Source organism: Salegentibacter sp. BLCTC (assembly GCF_015143665.1).
In the GTDB taxonomy this organism is placed as follows: domain Bacteria; phylum Bacteroidota; class Bacteroidia; order Flavobacteriales; family Flavobacteriaceae; genus Salegentibacter; species Salegentibacter maritimus.
Map to the genome: position 1 here is coordinate 54625 of NZ_WYEW01000003.1, position 15088 is coordinate 69712.

The 15088-nt window shown below is 37.0% G+C and carries 18 protein-coding genes; 3 read left to right on the forward strand and 15 right to left on the reverse strand.

Annotated elements, in window-relative coordinates:
• Positions 1-3 precede the first annotated feature (3 nt).
• Together GUB10_RS03515 and GUB10_RS03520 are read left to right on the forward strand one after the other, a co-directional pair.
• Positions 4-1383: a DUF5689 domain-containing protein gene (locus GUB10_RS03515; RefSeq protein WP_193710062.1), complete on the forward strand. Its 1380-nt coding sequence runs from the start codon at positions 4-6 to the stop codon at positions 1381-1383.
• 112 nt (positions 1384-1495) lie between these two features.
• Positions 1496-1903, forward strand: a complete 408-nt coding sequence (locus GUB10_RS03520) for a hypothetical protein (RefSeq protein WP_193710063.1) — start codon at positions 1496-1498, stop codon at positions 1901-1903.
• A gap of 2 nt (positions 1904-1905) precedes the next feature.
• Here GUB10_RS03520 and GUB10_RS03525 read toward each other — a convergent pair whose 3' ends face one another.
• From GUB10_RS03525 to GUB10_RS03585, 13 genes are all read right to left on the reverse strand, one after another.
• A complete protein-coding gene (locus tag GUB10_RS03525) occupies positions 1906-2634 on the reverse strand; it encodes a hypothetical protein (RefSeq protein WP_193710064.1) in 729 nt (242 codons plus the stop codon).
• Between the two features lie 76 nt (positions 2635-2710).
• Positions 2711-3931, reverse strand: a complete 1221-nt coding sequence (gene hflX / locus GUB10_RS03530) for a GTPase HflX (protein WP_193710065.1) — start codon at positions 3929-3931, stop codon at positions 2711-2713.
• A 212-nt stretch (positions 3932-4143) separates the two neighbouring features.
• Positions 4144-5037: a DUF3078 domain-containing protein gene (locus tag GUB10_RS03535; protein WP_193710066.1), complete on the reverse strand. Its 894-nt coding sequence runs from the start codon at positions 5035-5037 to the stop codon at positions 4144-4146.
• Position 5038: 1 nt separating this feature from the next.
• Positions 5039-5551 (reverse strand): DUF2480 family protein, encoded by a 513-nt coding sequence (locus tag GUB10_RS03540; RefSeq protein ID WP_193710067.1) that lies wholly within the window; start codon positions 5549-5551, stop codon positions 5039-5041.
• Between the two features lie 54 nt (positions 5552-5605).
• Positions 5606-5929, reverse strand: coding sequence for an iron-sulfur cluster assembly protein (locus GUB10_RS03545; RefSeq protein ID WP_193710068.1), 324 nt, complete (start codon positions 5927-5929; stop codon positions 5606-5608).
• Position 5930: 1 nt separating this feature from the next.
• Positions 5931-6359 carry a SufE family protein gene (locus GUB10_RS03550; protein WP_353956828.1) on the reverse strand — a complete coding sequence of 143 codons (429 nt, stop codon included), beginning with the start codon at positions 6357-6359 and terminating at the stop codon, positions 5931-5933.
• Positions 6352-6780, reverse strand: a complete 429-nt coding sequence (locus tag GUB10_RS03555) for an META domain-containing protein (RefSeq protein WP_193710069.1) — start codon at positions 6778-6780, stop codon at positions 6352-6354. Before GUB10_RS03555 ends, GUB10_RS03550 begins: the two co-directional genes overlap by 8 nt.
• A 10-nt stretch (positions 6781-6790) precedes the next feature.
• Positions 6791-8029 (reverse strand): aminotransferase class V-fold PLP-dependent enzyme, encoded by a 1239-nt coding sequence (locus GUB10_RS03560; protein WP_193710070.1) that lies wholly within the window; start codon positions 8027-8029, stop codon positions 6791-6793.
• Between the two features lie 48 nt (positions 8030-8077).
• Positions 8078-9394 (reverse strand): Fe-S cluster assembly protein SufD, encoded by a 1317-nt coding sequence (gene sufD, locus GUB10_RS03565; protein WP_193710071.1) that lies wholly within the window; start codon positions 9392-9394, stop codon positions 8078-8080.
• Positions 9395-9469: 75 nt separating this feature from the next.
• Positions 9470-10222, reverse strand: coding sequence for a Fe-S cluster assembly ATPase SufC (gene sufC / locus GUB10_RS03570; protein ID WP_193710072.1), 753 nt, complete (start codon positions 10220-10222; stop codon positions 9470-9472).
• Between the two features lie 40 nt (positions 10223-10262).
• Positions 10263-10652: a hypothetical protein gene (locus GUB10_RS03575; protein WP_193710073.1), complete on the reverse strand. Its 390-nt coding sequence runs from the start codon at positions 10650-10652 to the stop codon at positions 10263-10265.
• Between the two features lie 23 nt (positions 10653-10675).
• Positions 10676-12121 carry a Fe-S cluster assembly protein SufB gene (gene sufB, locus GUB10_RS03580; protein WP_193710074.1) on the reverse strand — a complete coding sequence of 482 codons (1446 nt, stop codon included), beginning with the start codon at positions 12119-12121 and terminating at the stop codon, positions 10676-10678.
• A gap of 44 nt (positions 12122-12165) precedes the next feature.
• Positions 12166-12495: an iron-sulfur cluster assembly accessory protein gene (locus GUB10_RS03585; RefSeq protein ID WP_193710075.1), complete on the reverse strand. Its 330-nt coding sequence runs from the start codon at positions 12493-12495 to the stop codon at positions 12166-12168.
• A 272-nt stretch (positions 12496-12767) separates the two neighbouring features.
• Here GUB10_RS03585 and thiL point away from each other — a divergent pair, with 272 nt between their 5' ends.
• Entirely contained in the window at positions 12768-13832 is a 1065-nt protein-coding gene (gene thiL, locus GUB10_RS03590; RefSeq protein WP_193710076.1) for a thiamine-phosphate kinase, read from the forward strand.
• Between the two features lie 27 nt (positions 13833-13859).
• Here the strand turns inward: thiL and GUB10_RS03595 are convergent, their stop codons facing one another.
• Positions 13860-14111 (reverse strand): hypothetical protein, encoded by a 252-nt coding sequence (locus GUB10_RS03595; RefSeq protein WP_193710077.1) that lies wholly within the window; start codon positions 14109-14111, stop codon positions 13860-13862.
• Between the two features lie 73 nt (positions 14112-14184).
• Complete coding sequence (locus GUB10_RS03600; RefSeq protein WP_193710078.1) at positions 14185-14955, reverse strand: alpha/beta fold hydrolase; 771 nt, start codon at positions 14953-14955, stop codon at positions 14185-14187.
• Positions 14956-15088 lie beyond the last annotated feature (133 nt).

A 15088-nucleotide genomic window follows, 5' to 3' on the forward strand; every position in this document is an offset into this window, starting at 1 on the left:
GAGATGAAAAAATTAATAATATGGCTGGTCTTTTTTTGGGTGTTTCTGCAAATTTCATGTGTAAAAACCGATGATTTTCAATTGCCAGGAACTGAAATTAAGGAGGTGAATATAGAAGGTGATATTACCGGAATTTCAGCCGTAAAAAGCAATTTTAAGCCCGAAAGCGAAGAGATTTATGTGTTTTCTGAAACCAATACCTGGATGGAGGCTTATGTTGTTTCTAGCGATGAAGGAGGTAATTTTTATAAAGAGTTGGTGTTACAGGATAAACCTGAAAATCCTAATGCGGGAATCCTTTTATTGGTAGATGACAATTCGCTGTTTGAGACTTATAATTTTGGCCGTAAAATCTATGTGAAATTAGATGGGCTTGCTTTATGGTCTAATAACGGAGTACACCAGTTAGGGGTTCAAAATAGGGGGGATGTGGTAGCGATCCCGCCCTCCAGAATAGACGATCACATTCTTAGAACTACTGAAACAGCTGAAATTGTTCCGCTTCCATTAGAAATTTCAGAATTTAAGGAAATGCACGAAAACTTATTTATTGAAATTCAGGATGTTCAATTCAACCGAAATCTATTAAGAGAGAATCATCACTATACTTTTGCCGGGGAAGTGACCGATGAATATGATGGGGAAAGGCAATTGGAGAGTTGTAGCACAGGTGGCAGTACCATGCTTGGTACAAGTACTTTTTCCGGATTTAAATCTTTGTATTTGCCCAAAGAATCAGGGAGTGTAAAAGGCGTGTTAACGCGTAATTTTTTTGATGATTATTTTGTGATCGCTGTAAATTCCCCCGATGATTTAAGTTTTAATGCTGAACGCTGTGATCCTGAGTTTTTACATTGCTCAAACAATACTTCTGAAGGAATAGATGTTATTTTTGAAGAAAATTTTACCAATATTACCAGTCTTGCCTCTTTGGAAAATTCAGGGTGGACAAATATCAATGTAAACGGAGGTAAAAAGTTTGAACCCGGAACTTTTGATGGTAACAGGTATGTGCGAATCTCGGCTTTTAATTCTGAAGAAACTCCACTGGAAGCCTGGTTGGTGAGCCCGGCAATAGATTTAAGTACTGTGTTAGACGCCCAATTATCTTTTGAAATTATGGCTTCTTACGATAACGCAACTATTTTAAGTGTTTTAATTGCCGAAGAATTTACCGGTAATGTAGTTAGCACTACATGGAAAACTTTAGATGCGATAATTCCTATAGGCCCCACCAATCAATACGGTAGGGGTTTTGTAAAAAGTAAGATTGATATTTCTTGTTTAAAGGGGCAGGTTCATTTTGCTTTCAGGTATTTGGGCGCCGCACCAGATAAAAGCACTACTTATGATATTGATAACATTCGGGTAACCGGGAATTGAGTACATTGCCATTTGTTAAAACAACAAGGCCTTAAAGGGCAAAAAATGATTTCGACTAAACCCCTGAGAATTAAATCTTGAGTAAATTAGCACATTCGTTTAATTTTAATATATGAAGCAAACTTTACCCTACCTGTTTTTACTATTTTTCGTTTCGGGATTTTCGCAGCAATCCCAGGATTTGTCCGGTAAGTGGTTTTGGAAATCACCAAATGGTCAAAACACGATGGAGCTACAGCTTACATATGAAAATAAAAACAGAATTAATGGAACCCATTGTGTGGTTTTTAATAAGGAAGGGAAAACCGACTGTAGGAATAATGAGGTCGGTACTTTTAGTATTAATCTGGTGAAAATTGCTAAAGGTATTTACGATGGCACTATAGAAAGTGCTGTAAGTCTAAGCTCCGGAAAAATACGTTTACAATATATAGAAAGTGAAAAGACAATACGGTTTTATTTAAAAGAAGTGCCTCCCGGAGAATTTTACATACCAAAGGAGGCTTTCCTTATTCAATAACTTTATTTTTGATAAGCCTGGCTATATGGCGACCAAATCTCGTAAATAGGATCTCCTTTAGAACTTTTGCCTCGATGATGCCATTTGCCATCTTTTACTTCATATTGAAATTCCAGACTGGCCCCTACGCGACTTACATCTCTTGAGAAAAATTCGATGTTTTCTGTATATTTTCCGTTTTCTGCAGTATAGGTGCCTCCACCCGATCCGTTAAATTCTTTGGTAGCCGAATTAAAGGCAACCCATTGAAACCTGCCTCCACTTAAAATCTTAATAGTGCGCCTGTCACCGGGAGTCATGGTATTCATCGTTCCGTTTCTTTGGCGACCCGTAATTACCCAGTTTCCGGTTAGAGCATCACTTTCTTCAGATATTCTTTCCCATACTTTGGTAGCTATTCCATCAGAAATTTCTAAGATATGCTCTCCTTCCCATGAAATATTAAATTCTTGTTCAGTGCCAATATTTTCGGAATTGTAAGTGTCAAAATCCCTTATCTCGGTAAGGGTTTCATCATCTAAGTTAAGTTCCCCACCTGCTGCTCCTAAAAACTCATCATTAGCCAGACTTTTAGAGCCCAGTGCAAAATAACCGTCCTGAACTATTTTAATCACCTCACGATCGGTGACCTTTTCTCCGTTCTTTTGAATTAATTTCCAGGCACCATCCAGCTCCTGAGCTGTTATAAAACCAAAGCAAAATAAAAGCGGTAGTAATATTAGTTTTTTCATAAGTTAATCTATTGGTATAGTCCAATTTACGGAAAAATTCAATAAAAAACCCCGAAATTTTCGGGGCTTACTATTGTTATTTTTCTTCTCCATATTTATCATATTCCGGATAGAGAAAGTTGTTGTATGGAAAGCGGGTAATATGTATTTTGCGAACCGCTTCGTAAACTTTTCTTCTAAAATCTTCCATATTCTCCTTATTCAAAGCCGAAATAAACAACACATTGTCTCCCATTTTGTTCATCCAGGTTTGTTTCCACTCCTTTAGGGTATAATGGGCTTTGGTTTTTTCGGTCACCAAATCATCTTCTTCAATTTCTTCGGCTTCATATTGGTCTATTTTATTAAAAACCATGATGGTTGGTTTATCATTGCTTTTAATCTCACTCATAATCTGGTTAACAGAGGCTATATGATCTTCGAAATTAGGATGGGAGATATCTACTACGTGCAATAGCAAATCGGCTTCTCTTACCTCATCTAAGGTAGATTTAAAAGACTCTACTAATTGCGTAGGTAACTTACGTATAAAACCTACTGTGTCGGTTAATAAGAAAGGCAAATTACGAATCACTACTTTTCTAACCGTGGTATCTAAGGTTGCAAAAAGCTTGTTTTCTGCAAATACCTGGCTTTTGCTAATGGTATTCATTAAAGTAGATTTGCCTACATTGGTATAACCTACCAGGGCTACTCTAACCAATTGCCCGCGGTTACCGCGTTGCACTTCCATTTGCTTGTCTATGGTTTCGAGCTTTTTCTTTAGAAGCGCAATTTTATCCCTTACAATCCTACGGTCGGTTTCAATTTCTGTTTCCCCCGGGCCACGCATTCCAATACCACCACGTTGCCGTTCAAGGTGTGTCCACATACCTGCCAGTCTTGGTAATAAATATTCATATTGGGCAAGTTCTACCTGAGTCCTGGCATAACTTGTTTGGGCCCTTTGGGCAAAAATATCCAGGATTAGGGTGGTTCTATCTAAGACTTTACATTTTAATATCTTCTCAATATTCTTTTGCTGGGCAGGAGAAAGTTCATCATCAAAAATAGCGGTACCTACTTCGTTTTCATCAACAAATTCTTTTACTTCGTTCATCTTCCCGGTACCAATAAAAGTTTTAGGATTGGGTTTGTCCATATTCTGGCTAAAACGCTTTATTACTTCCCCACCGGCGGTATAAGTAAGGAACTCCAGTTCATCCAGGTATTCTTTTAATTTATCATGCCCCTGTTCTTTGGTAACGATACCAATTAAAACAGCTTTTTCGTGGCTTAGGTCGGTTTTTTCAATCATAAATACAAAGTTACACAATAGATTGCTACTGCGATTTTGCTGAATTCATTTCAACATATTTTTAACTAAAAACATATAAAAAAAGCTGTTTGAAAAGCTTTTAAAACCGTTATCATGAAGCAAGTTCAGTTTAACGAAAATAGACTTTTCAAACAGCCTCGTATTTTTAATTCTTTAGGCTTAGACGAAATTTCTGAGCCCTGGTACAGTACCTAAAACCCATAATTGAAGCCCAGGCCAAACACCTCTCTAATTTGAAAACCCTTCACGGCATTATCATCATAAATTGCCTGAAAAATAAGATTGGTAGAGAGATAATCGTTAATCTTCATTTTCATGTTCATAGTGTAATCTATATCAACATTTTTAGGATCTTCAAGGTAGTTAGAGTAAAGGTTAAGTAAATTTTCCATGCTTACGTTCTCGATAATTTGGAATTTGGCATAGCCTGAAAGTGAGGCACCAAGTTCAAAACGCATAGCTTTATTGGCGTCTACACCAAAATAATCCCCATCTACATACCCTGGTGCAGAGGTGAAATCTTTATCTACAAAAACCATTCTTCCGGTAGCCGGGGCAAGATTTACGTATAAATTTTCACTTTTTTTCCACATTATACCCGGACCAAATTGTAGGTACGCCGGCGATAAGAAGTTGGTATATTCTGTTCTGGTAGTTTCCCCTGTTTCAGCGTCTTCACCAAACTTATACCCTTTGGTTAATTGCGTTCTAAAATTAAGGAAAAGCGAATAATACCAGTTTGAGTCTTGTAGTTGTTTCCCGGCAATAGAGTTAAATTCTAAACGGTCACTGGTTTTTCTGGCAAATTCATCGCTGCGTTGTTTGGTGAGTCCGTAATCTACAAGCAATTTATTGTCCCAGGTAAAATCGTCCTTTAAATAATTGAAATTATAATCGAAGAGTAAGTTCCCGGCAATGTTGGAAGTTCCACCCCCGGTCCATTCGGCGTTAAAAGCCGATTGATTAAATAGTAAAGAAATATTACCTTCTGTAGTCCATCCTTGTTTTTGTTCTTCTTCCTCTTCCTGGGCGCTTAGGTTGAAAATTCCGCCAAATAAAGCGAGGGCAAATACTAGTTTCTTCATGTTAATTTTTTGGTTTTTTGTATAAAGGTACAGACGAGCAGGCCTCGCCATACATTAAACTCTTTACCACCGGCTGCAATTTTTCGATAAGTAATAAATAGGCGTTTTTTGGAACCGGTTTATGGGCGCAGCCTTTTACGATTACAGGTTTGTCCTGTAATTCGCTAACATCTAACTTTGAAATAACGTCAGTATAAAGTACAGTTTCCAGGGTTTCTAAATCGCCGGTAATTACCTTTTTTGCGTAGGGCTGTAAATAAGTGGCCAATAGCATAAAGGCCCAGGCCGGGATTATGGCATCACTAGAACAGGTAAGCGCAATAAACTTGTCTTGATACTGGCTCCAGTCGTGATTTTTGGCCTGCTCCCTAAATTCACTTTCGCGTAAAACGAAACCTTCCAGGAGCCAATCTTTCACATCAAACAATACACGTTCACCTTCGGGATAATAATCCTCAAGATTAAAGGTTATAAGTTTACTGTTGGCTACCCGGTTTACAATTTCTTCGGCCATAATAAAGTAAAGGGTTTATGGTTAAAAGTTAATAGGTTTTTAAACTTTTAGAATTTATAAAAGTCCTAATTCCAATTTCGCTTCTTCACTTATTAAATCCTGGTTCCAGGGCGGATCGAAAGTGATCTCTACCTCGGCTTCTTTAACGGTATCTATAGAAGCGACTTTTTCTTTCACTTCCTGTGGTAAACTTTCGGCTACCGGGCAGTTGGGTGTTGTAAGGGTCATAAGGATTTTTACTTCATAATCTGTATTTACCATTACGTCGTAAATAAGCCCTAATTCGTATATGTCTACAGGAATCTCGGGGTCATAAATGGTTTTTAAAACCTTTACGATCTTTTCTCCCAATTCTTGCGTGTCTATTTCTTGCTCCATCTTATTTTAATTGTGTTTGGTATGCCACAGCATACATTTTAAGTTGTTTGACCATACTTACCAAACCATTGGCACGAGTTGGTGATAAGTGTTCTTTTAGGCCAATGTCATCTATAAACTTTGTGTCGGCTTCTATAATTTCAGAAGGATGATGATTTGAAAAAGCCCTTATTAAAATAGCTACAATCCCTTTGGTGATTATCGCATCACTATCGGCCGTAAACACCAATTTATCATCTTTTAATTCAGCGTGAACCCAAACTTTACTTTGGCAACCTTTAATAAGGTTTTCCTCAATTTTATATTTTTCTTCTATAAGCGGAAGTGCCTTGCCAAGCTCTATCATATATTCGTAACGCTGCATCCAGTCTTCGAACATGGCGAACTCATCTACAATTTCTTCCTGTATTTCCTGTATCGTTTTACTCACTGTCTTCTGTTTTTTGCAGGTTTAAAAGCTCCTGATTTTCTGCCGATAAAAATATTAAATCTTTATCGCTAATCTTTACATTTCTAATTTCAGGTAGCACTTTGCCAAAAATCTCTTCATATTCCATTTGGCCCTGGCAAAACATTTTTGTACCTAAAGGCTGATTAAATCTTATGATAGAGTCCTGGACTTTATAGCTTGCTACAAAATTATTACAACCGGTCTTTCCCGAAAGTCGTTGCTCTTTTCCTTCAAAATTTAGGATAAATCCTTCGGAAGCAATATTTTCCCCATCCAATTCCAGCAATTTGTAATTGCCATTAAGACCTGCGAGGTCTGCCGGGTTTTCTGAAATTTTTTCTTCTGAATTTCCGCAGGAAATCATTAAAAATACACTTAGTATAAATATAAGTTTCTTCATTATTTTTTGTTTAGGAAAGCATGGTTTTTGCTTTTTTAACCGCTTCAATAAAACGCTCAACTTCCTGTTTGGTATTATAGAACGAAAAAGAAGCTCTAACCGTACCGGGAATTTTATAAAAATCCATAATAGGTTGGGCGCAATGGTGGCCGGTTCTAACGGCAATTCCCATTTTGTCTACCAGGGTGCCAATATCGTAAGGGTGTAATCCTTCAATATTAAAAGAAATTACCGCAGTTTTCTCTTTAGACGTGCCGTAAATTTTCATTCCTTCAATTTCCTGAAGTTTTAAAGTGGCATAATCTAACAATTCTTCTTCGTAGCGTGCAATAGCTTCAAATCCTATGTTGTTCATATAATCTAAAGCTGCACCAAAAGCAATACCACCACAAATATTGGGGGTGCCTGCTTCAAATTTATGGGGAAGTCCGGCATAGGTTGTTTTTTCAAAACTTACCGTAGCAATCATCTCGCCACCACCCTGGTAAGGGGGTAGTTTATCGAGCCATTCTTCTTTGCCATATAAAACCCCAACTCCTGTTGGGCCACACATTTTATGTGCAGAAACCACATAGAAATCAACATCCAGCGCCTGGACATCGGCCTTAATGTGCGGTGCTGCCTGGGCACCATCTATTAAAACGGCTGCACCTTTCTCGTGGGCCTTATCTATAATTTTTTTAATAGGATTTATGGTTCCCAAAGCGTTTGAAACATGGTTTAGGAAAACCATTTTTGTTTTTTTAGAAAGCAATTCTTCGAAAGTTTCATAAATGAGCTCCCCCTCTTCGCTCATAGGGATCACCTTTAAAATTGCTCCTGTTTTTTCACAAAGCATTTGCCAGGGAACAATATTGGAGTGATGCTCTAAGGCCGAAACCAAAATTTCGTCTCCTGCCTCCAAAAAGGATGCAAAGCCGTTGGCAACCAAATTTATTCCATGGGTGGTACCTGAGGTAAATATTATTTCGTGTGCTTTTTTAGCATTGAAATGTTTTTGAATTTTTTTTCTGGCAACTTCATATTTGTCGGTTGCTTCCTGGGATAAACTATGCACCCCACGGTGAATATTTGCGTTGTAGTTAGAATAATAGTCTACAATGGAATCTATCACCTGTTTTGGAGTTTGCGAGGTTGCCGCATTGTCTAAATATACCAGGGGATAACCATTAACTTCCCTATTTAGAATAGGGAAGTCTTTTCTAATTTTTTCAACGTTAAATGCTATGTTATTAGTAGCAATGCTCATTTTAATATGGATTTAAAGATTCTATTTAATGCTACTTTTAAAAGCAATTTATAGATTGAATCCTAATTCTACCCCTAATTTTAGGGCTATAAGTTTATTGATTCTCTTTTTAATTTCCGGAATTTTTACACTTTCCAGTACGTTGTTGGCAAAGGCATACATTAGTAAGCCGCTAGCTTCTTTTCTTGGAATACCACGAGACTGCAGATAGAATAAAGCTTCTTCGTCTAATTGACCAATGGTACAGCCATGGCTACACTTTACGTCGTCTGCAAAAATCTCCAACTGAGGTTTTGAGTTTATGGTTGCTTTGTCGTTTAACAAAACATTGTTGTTAGACTGGTAAGCGTTTGTTTTTTGCGCTTCTTTTTCTACAACCACTTTTCCGTTAAAAACCCCCACCGATTTTTCATCAAAAATACCTTTGTAATCCTGGTGAGACTCACAATTAGGTTCTATATGATGCACTAAAGTGTTGTGATCTACATGTTGTTTTCCTTCGATAATGGTAACACCTTTCATGGTAGAATCTATACGTTCTCCCTTTTGATAGAAATTAAGATTGTTTCGGGTTAATTTTCCGCCAAGGGAAAAGGTATGTACCGAACAAAAGCTTTCAGTTTGTTGTTCTATATAGGTATTGTCTATTAAAGAAGCCGATAGATTATCGTTTTGAATCTTGTAATAGTCTACAATAGCGCGTTTATTGGCAAAGATTTCGGTAACCGAGTTGGTAAGTACCGGTTGTTCGGTTAAACTTTGGTGACGTTCAATAATTTGACAATGTGAATTCTCGTCTACCACAATTAGGTTACGCGGCTGCACCAAAACAGAAGATTCATTTCCGGTAGAGAAATTTATAATCTGAATTGGTTTATCGGCTAATGTGTTTTTATGAATATGTATAAAGGCACCTTCTTTGGTAAATGCCGTATTCAACGAATTTAGTCCATTCTTTGGAGCAATTTTGTTGAAATAATTATCAATAACCGGCTTGTAAAGATCTTTGTTTAGTGCCGAAGACATAAGGCAAACATCAATCTTATCGTGTGTAGTACTTGATAAGTGAGAGGAGTATATGCCGTCTATAAATACCAAATCGTAAGTGTCTATCTCGTGAATAAGGTATTTTTCAATATCTCTATATTCTATGGTATTTTCCTTCTTTGGAAAAAGACTGTAGTCTTCTTTTAAAACCGATTTTAGGGAAGTGTATTTATACTCTTCTTGCTTTCGGCTTGGAAAACCCAGGGCTTCAAAATCTTTAATTGCCTGGTTGCGTATTTTATGAAGATCATCATTCGTTCCTGTATACTCTTCTTCAAAAGCCAGAAATGATGATACTAATTTTTCTTTTAATTCCATTGCAGATTCAATTTATTTCCCCTTAAAATAAGGGAATCATAATTTTAGTGTTTTGGTTTTAAAAACGGATTCTTTTTAAAGGGCTTTTTCAGCTTTAATCCATTCATAACCTCTTTCTTCCAGCTCTAGAGCAAGTTCTTTACCGCCAGACTTCACAATTTTTCCGTCTACCATTACGTGAACTACATCTGGTACAATGTAATTAAGTAAACGTTGGTAGTGCGTAATTAGCAGTACCGCGTTGTCTTTAGTTCTAAGTTTATTAACACCATCGGCAACAATTTTAAGGGCATCAATATCCAAACCAGAATCGGTTTCATCGAGAATAGCTAATTTTGGTTCTAACATAGCCATTTGAAAAATCTCGTTTCGCTTCTTTTCCCCTCCGGAAAAACCTTCGTTTAAAGATCTTGATAAGAACTTACGGTCTATCTCTAAACTTTCTGACTTCTCTCTAATTTTTTTCAACATTTCATTGGCCGGCATATCTTCAAGCCCGTTAGCTTTTCTATGCGCATTAATGGCGGTTTTCATAAAATTAGTAACCGAAACACCTGGAATTTCTACCGGGTATTGAAAAGAAAGAAAAATACCTTTATGGGCTCTTTCTTCAGGGTCCATTTCTGAAATTTCTGTATTTTCAAAAATGATTTCTCCCTCATTTTGCTCAAATTCTTCTTTTCCGGCAATTACCGAAGAAAGTGTACTTTTTCCTGAACCGTTAGGTCCCATAATAGCATGAACCTCTCCAGGGTTTATGTCAAGATTAATTCCTTTAAGGATTTCTTTATCTTCTATACTCGCGTGTAAATTCTTTATTTTTAGCATAAGTTCTCTGTATGCATCCCTAATAAATGGGATTGGTTTATTATTCTTCTTCGTTTTGTTCTGTAGCCTTTTCGGTTTCCAGAATTTCTAAAATCTCTCGTATTTCTATATTTTCATCCCAGCCGTCCTGGCGCGGATTGGTAATTATCTTCCCTTTTACCTTAACAGCTACCATATCAAAATCTTCTTTTTGAAATGGCTGTACCTGTTTGGCCAATATTTTAGACATAGAGTCTATACTTACGCCATAGATAAAATCGCTACCCCGTAAAATTGCCTCGTCTCTTGCATAGATAAAATCCCCGGTTAGCGTTTGAATGCTATCGGGCACTTTTTCGGTTTCAGGTTGGTTCATTAAATCTTCCCTGCCTTCGTCCTGGCAAGAAAAGGCAGTTAGGGCAATAGCAAAGATGAGCAAAAGCTTTTTCATTCTATCAATTTTCATTTTGCTGTTTATCCTACAGATCCTTCAAGCGAAATTTCTAATAGTTTTTGAGCTTCTACTGCAAATTCCATTGGTAATTTGTTCAATACCTCTTTGCTAAATCCGTTTACAATAAGTGCAATTGCTTTTTCTGTATCAATACCACGTTGGTTACAGTAAAAAATTTGGTCTTCCCCAATTTTACTTGTGGTAGCTTCGTGCTCCACCTGTCCGGTTTTGTTTTTTACTTCAATATATGGGAAGGTGTGCGCTCCACATTTGTTACCCATTAAAAGAGAGTCACATTGTGAAAAGTTACGTGCATTTTGGGCTCTTCCATTTATTTGTACTAATCCGCGGTAAGAGTTCTGCGATTGTCCCGCCGAAATACCTTTAGAAATAATAGTACTTTTTGTGTTTTTACCCAGGTGTACCATTTTTGTACCGGTATCTGCCTGCTGGAAATTATTGGTAACCGCAATAGAATAAAACTCTCCAATAGAATTATCTCCTTTTAAAATACAAGAAGGATATTTCCAGGTTACCGCCGATCCTGTTTCTACCTGTGTCCAGGAAATTTTTGCACCTTTTTCACAAAGTCCGCGTTTAGTAACAAAGTTAAACACGCCACCTTTTCCGTCTTTATTTCCGGGGAACCAGTTTTGAACGGTACTGTACTTAATCTCTGCATCATCTAATGCAATAAGTTCTACCACGGCAGCGTGTAGTTGGTTTTCGTCACGCATGGGAGCGGTACAACCCTCGAGGTAGCTTACATAACTTCCCGGTTCTGCCACTACCAGTGTACGCTCAAATTGTCCTGTTCCGGCCTGGTTAATTCTAAAGTAAGTAGAAAGTTCCATTGGGCATCTTACGCCCTTTGGGATGTAGCAAAACGAACCATCACTAAATACAGCCGAGTTTAATGCGGCGTAGAAGTTGTCGGTTTTAGGAACTACAGATCCAATATATTTCTTTACAAGCTCGGGATGTTCCCTAATGGCTTCTGAGATAGAACAGAAAATAATTCCTTTTTCGGCCAGGGTCTTTTTAAAAGTTGTGGTTACCGAAACAGAATCCATCACCACATCTACGGCCACACCGGCCAATTTCTTCTGCTCATCTACAGAGATCCCCAATTTCTTAAAAGTATCCAGTAATTCAGGATCTACCTCGTCTAAACTATCATATTTCGGTTTTTTATTTGGTGCCGAATAATAAGATATATTCTGGAAGTTTGGTTTTTCGTAATGTACGTTTGCCCATTCCGGCTCCTCCAGGGTTTGCCAGTGGCGAAATGCTTCTAATCGCCATTCAGTCATCCACTCTGGTTCTTCCTTCTTTTTAGAGATCGCTCTAACGATGTCTTCATTTAATCCCACAGGAAAAGTATCCGATTCAATATCGGTATAAAATCCGTACTCATATTCTTTCGTTTCGAGCTCTTTTTTTAAATCGTCTTCAGTATATGCCATTTCAATTTTTTATAAGTTAAGGTCAAAATCTAAAGTTTGAACCATTAAAGAGAAAAACTCTCTCCACATCCACAGGTTCTTTGGGCATTGGGATTGTTAAATACAAAACCTTTCCCGTTTAAGCCTCCAGAAAATTCTAAAACAGTTCCTGCCAGGTATAAAACACTGCGTTTGTCAACTACTATTTTTACATCATTATCTTCAAAAAGTTTGTCGTCTTCTGTTTTAGCTTTGTCAAATTTTAATTCGTATGACAAGCCAGAACAGCCGCCGCTTTTAACACCAACACGCACAAAGTCTTGTAAATTATCAAAACCTTCATCGCTCATTAGCGCTGCAATCTTTTTTTTAGCGCTTTCGCTTACTTTTATCATAGCTAAAAAGATTAATTCTAAATTAGCTACAAATATACTATAAAACTAACGGTTTACCATAGCCTCAGTATATGTTTTAAAAATACAATGATAAGTGTTACCAATTCCTGAATTATAGGATTTGAAATGCTTAAATGATTGAAAATTAGTCTGTTTTGTGTGTTTTTATTTGTTTTTTCTAAAATTGATTTATTAGCTTTTTTAATCTATGCCTATCTTTAGTATCGCAGTTGAATAATATTCATTTATTTTGCCAAATAAAATATACTCTTATGTTTCAGAATAGTCAGGATATGCGCACAAATCTTTCAGAATTAGGTGAATTTGGTTTAATAGATCATCTAACAAAAGGTTTCGAACCTAAATTATCTTCTACCGTAAAAGGTATTGGCGACGATGCCGCGGTATTGAAATTTAATGATAAGCACACGATAATTAGTACCGATCTTTTGGTTGAAGGTGTGCATTTTGACCTTGCCTATATGCCTTTGAAACATTTGGGTTATAAGGCCGTAATGGTAAATGCATCTGATATTTACGCGATGAATGCCAAAGCCACACAAATAACTGTTTCTATTGCAGCTTCCAACCGGTTTCCGGTAGAGGCGCTAGAGGAATTATATTCTGGAATAGAACTGGCTGCAAATTTGTATAATATTGATGTTGTGGGTGGGGATACAACCTCTTCTACTTCTGGATTATTAATTAGTATTACTGCGCTGGGTGTGGCCGAAAAAGAAGATATTGTTTACAGAAGTGGAGCTAAACCAAATGATTTACTTGTGGTAACCGGTGATCTTGGGGCTGCTTATATGGGCTTGCAAATTTTAGAGCGTGAAAAAGAAGTTTTTAAAGCCAATCCTAATGCACAGCCCGACCTGGATCCTTATACCTATTTAATTGAAAGGCAATTAAAGCCGGAAGCCAGAAAAGATATCCCACCTTTATTAAAGGAACTTGGAGTGAAACCAACCTCTATGATTGATATAAGTGATGGGCTTTCTTCTGAAATTATTCATTTGTGTAAAAACTCGCAAGTGGGGGCTAATTTATTTGAAGAGAAAATTCCGCTAGACCCTGCGGTAATTTCGGTATGTGAAGAGTTTGATATAGATAGTACCACAATAGCTTTAAGTGGCGGTGAAGACTATGAATTGCTTTTTACGATTTCGCAAGATGATTACGAAAAAATAAAAGCAAACCCTAATTTAAGCATTATTGGGCATATGACCGAAGAAAAGGAAGGTATGCATTTAATTACACGTGCAAACCAAAAACTTCCCCTTATTGCTCGTGGTTGGAACTCTATGGATAATAAGGATGCAAACGAAAAATAAAATTCTCCAATAATATTACAAAGAAAACTAGGAAGCGTTGGCGTAATGCTTGCGCTTTCTTCTTTGGTGTATTTTGGCAATATAATCGTTGGTTTCCTTAAATTTTGGTGTTAACCGGGCTAAAAAGCCATTTGCAGTATCGGTCATTTCCATTCCGCATTTTTCGCATTTATATTCGTGAACATGATCTGTCACATTTTTGGAAACTCGTAGTTTATGCCCAAAAATGCTGCAAAAAACTTTAGCGAACGAAAATTTTTTGGGGGTTCTTTCCTTCATAAAAGTTTGATTCTGTTTGTTTTGAAAGTTTAAAATTATAAAAAAAAGTTAATATTTCGGCAAAAAGTTAATATTAATCGATCAAACGCAAAATCTCTCGAACTTCTGTTTGATTTTCGATAAAACACAAATGCCCATCCGGTAAACCAATAAACTTGCTATTACAGCGTTTTGCAACAGATTTTATTGTGTTGTAATCCATAACTGGGTCATTTTTTCCTGCAACAACAATTTTTTGACCCTTAAATTTTGCAAAAAGCTCCGTATGATTTGTACGAATTTTCATGCCTTTAATAGCTGCACAGATTCCGGCAGATGAAAACTGTAGGGCATGCTTCTTTAAAATTTCAATTTGAGATCTGAACTTTTTATTATTTTCAGGAGTTAATAAGTTAGATAGCGCCATACTAACAAATGCTCTTTTATTTTTTAAAACCAATGCTGCTGCCCTGTTGCGGGTAACTTTGCGTTCTTCTGAATCTGCTTCGGGAGTAGAGTTCAGGAGTGCTAAACTACGAGGTATGTTAAGAAAAATATTTTGGAATTCCAAACTTACATAGCCTCCCATGGAGTGACCGGCAAATGAAGCTTTTTTAATATTTAACTCATCTAAAACCGCTTTTACTGCCCTGGCCATATCGGCCATTGTGTTTATTTCATTAAGGTTTCCTGAATCTCCGTGGCCGGGAAGATCTATGCAAATAACCTGTCTTTTCACAGCAAGTTCTGTGGTAAAATCTTTCCAGATTATTTTAGATTCTAAAAATCCGTGTAAGAGAACAAGCGGGTTCCCGGTTCCCATACTTGTATAAGCAATAGTTGTGTTTTTATAGGTTGTTTCCATGGCTGTTTAAAATAGAAAAAGCCACGAACTCACAAATTAATTCGTGTATTCGTGGCTTTGGTTTGAAATCGTCATCCTGAACTGGTTTCAGGATCTAATATAATTCTAGTTAGTCTCATGTTAGAAGCTGAAA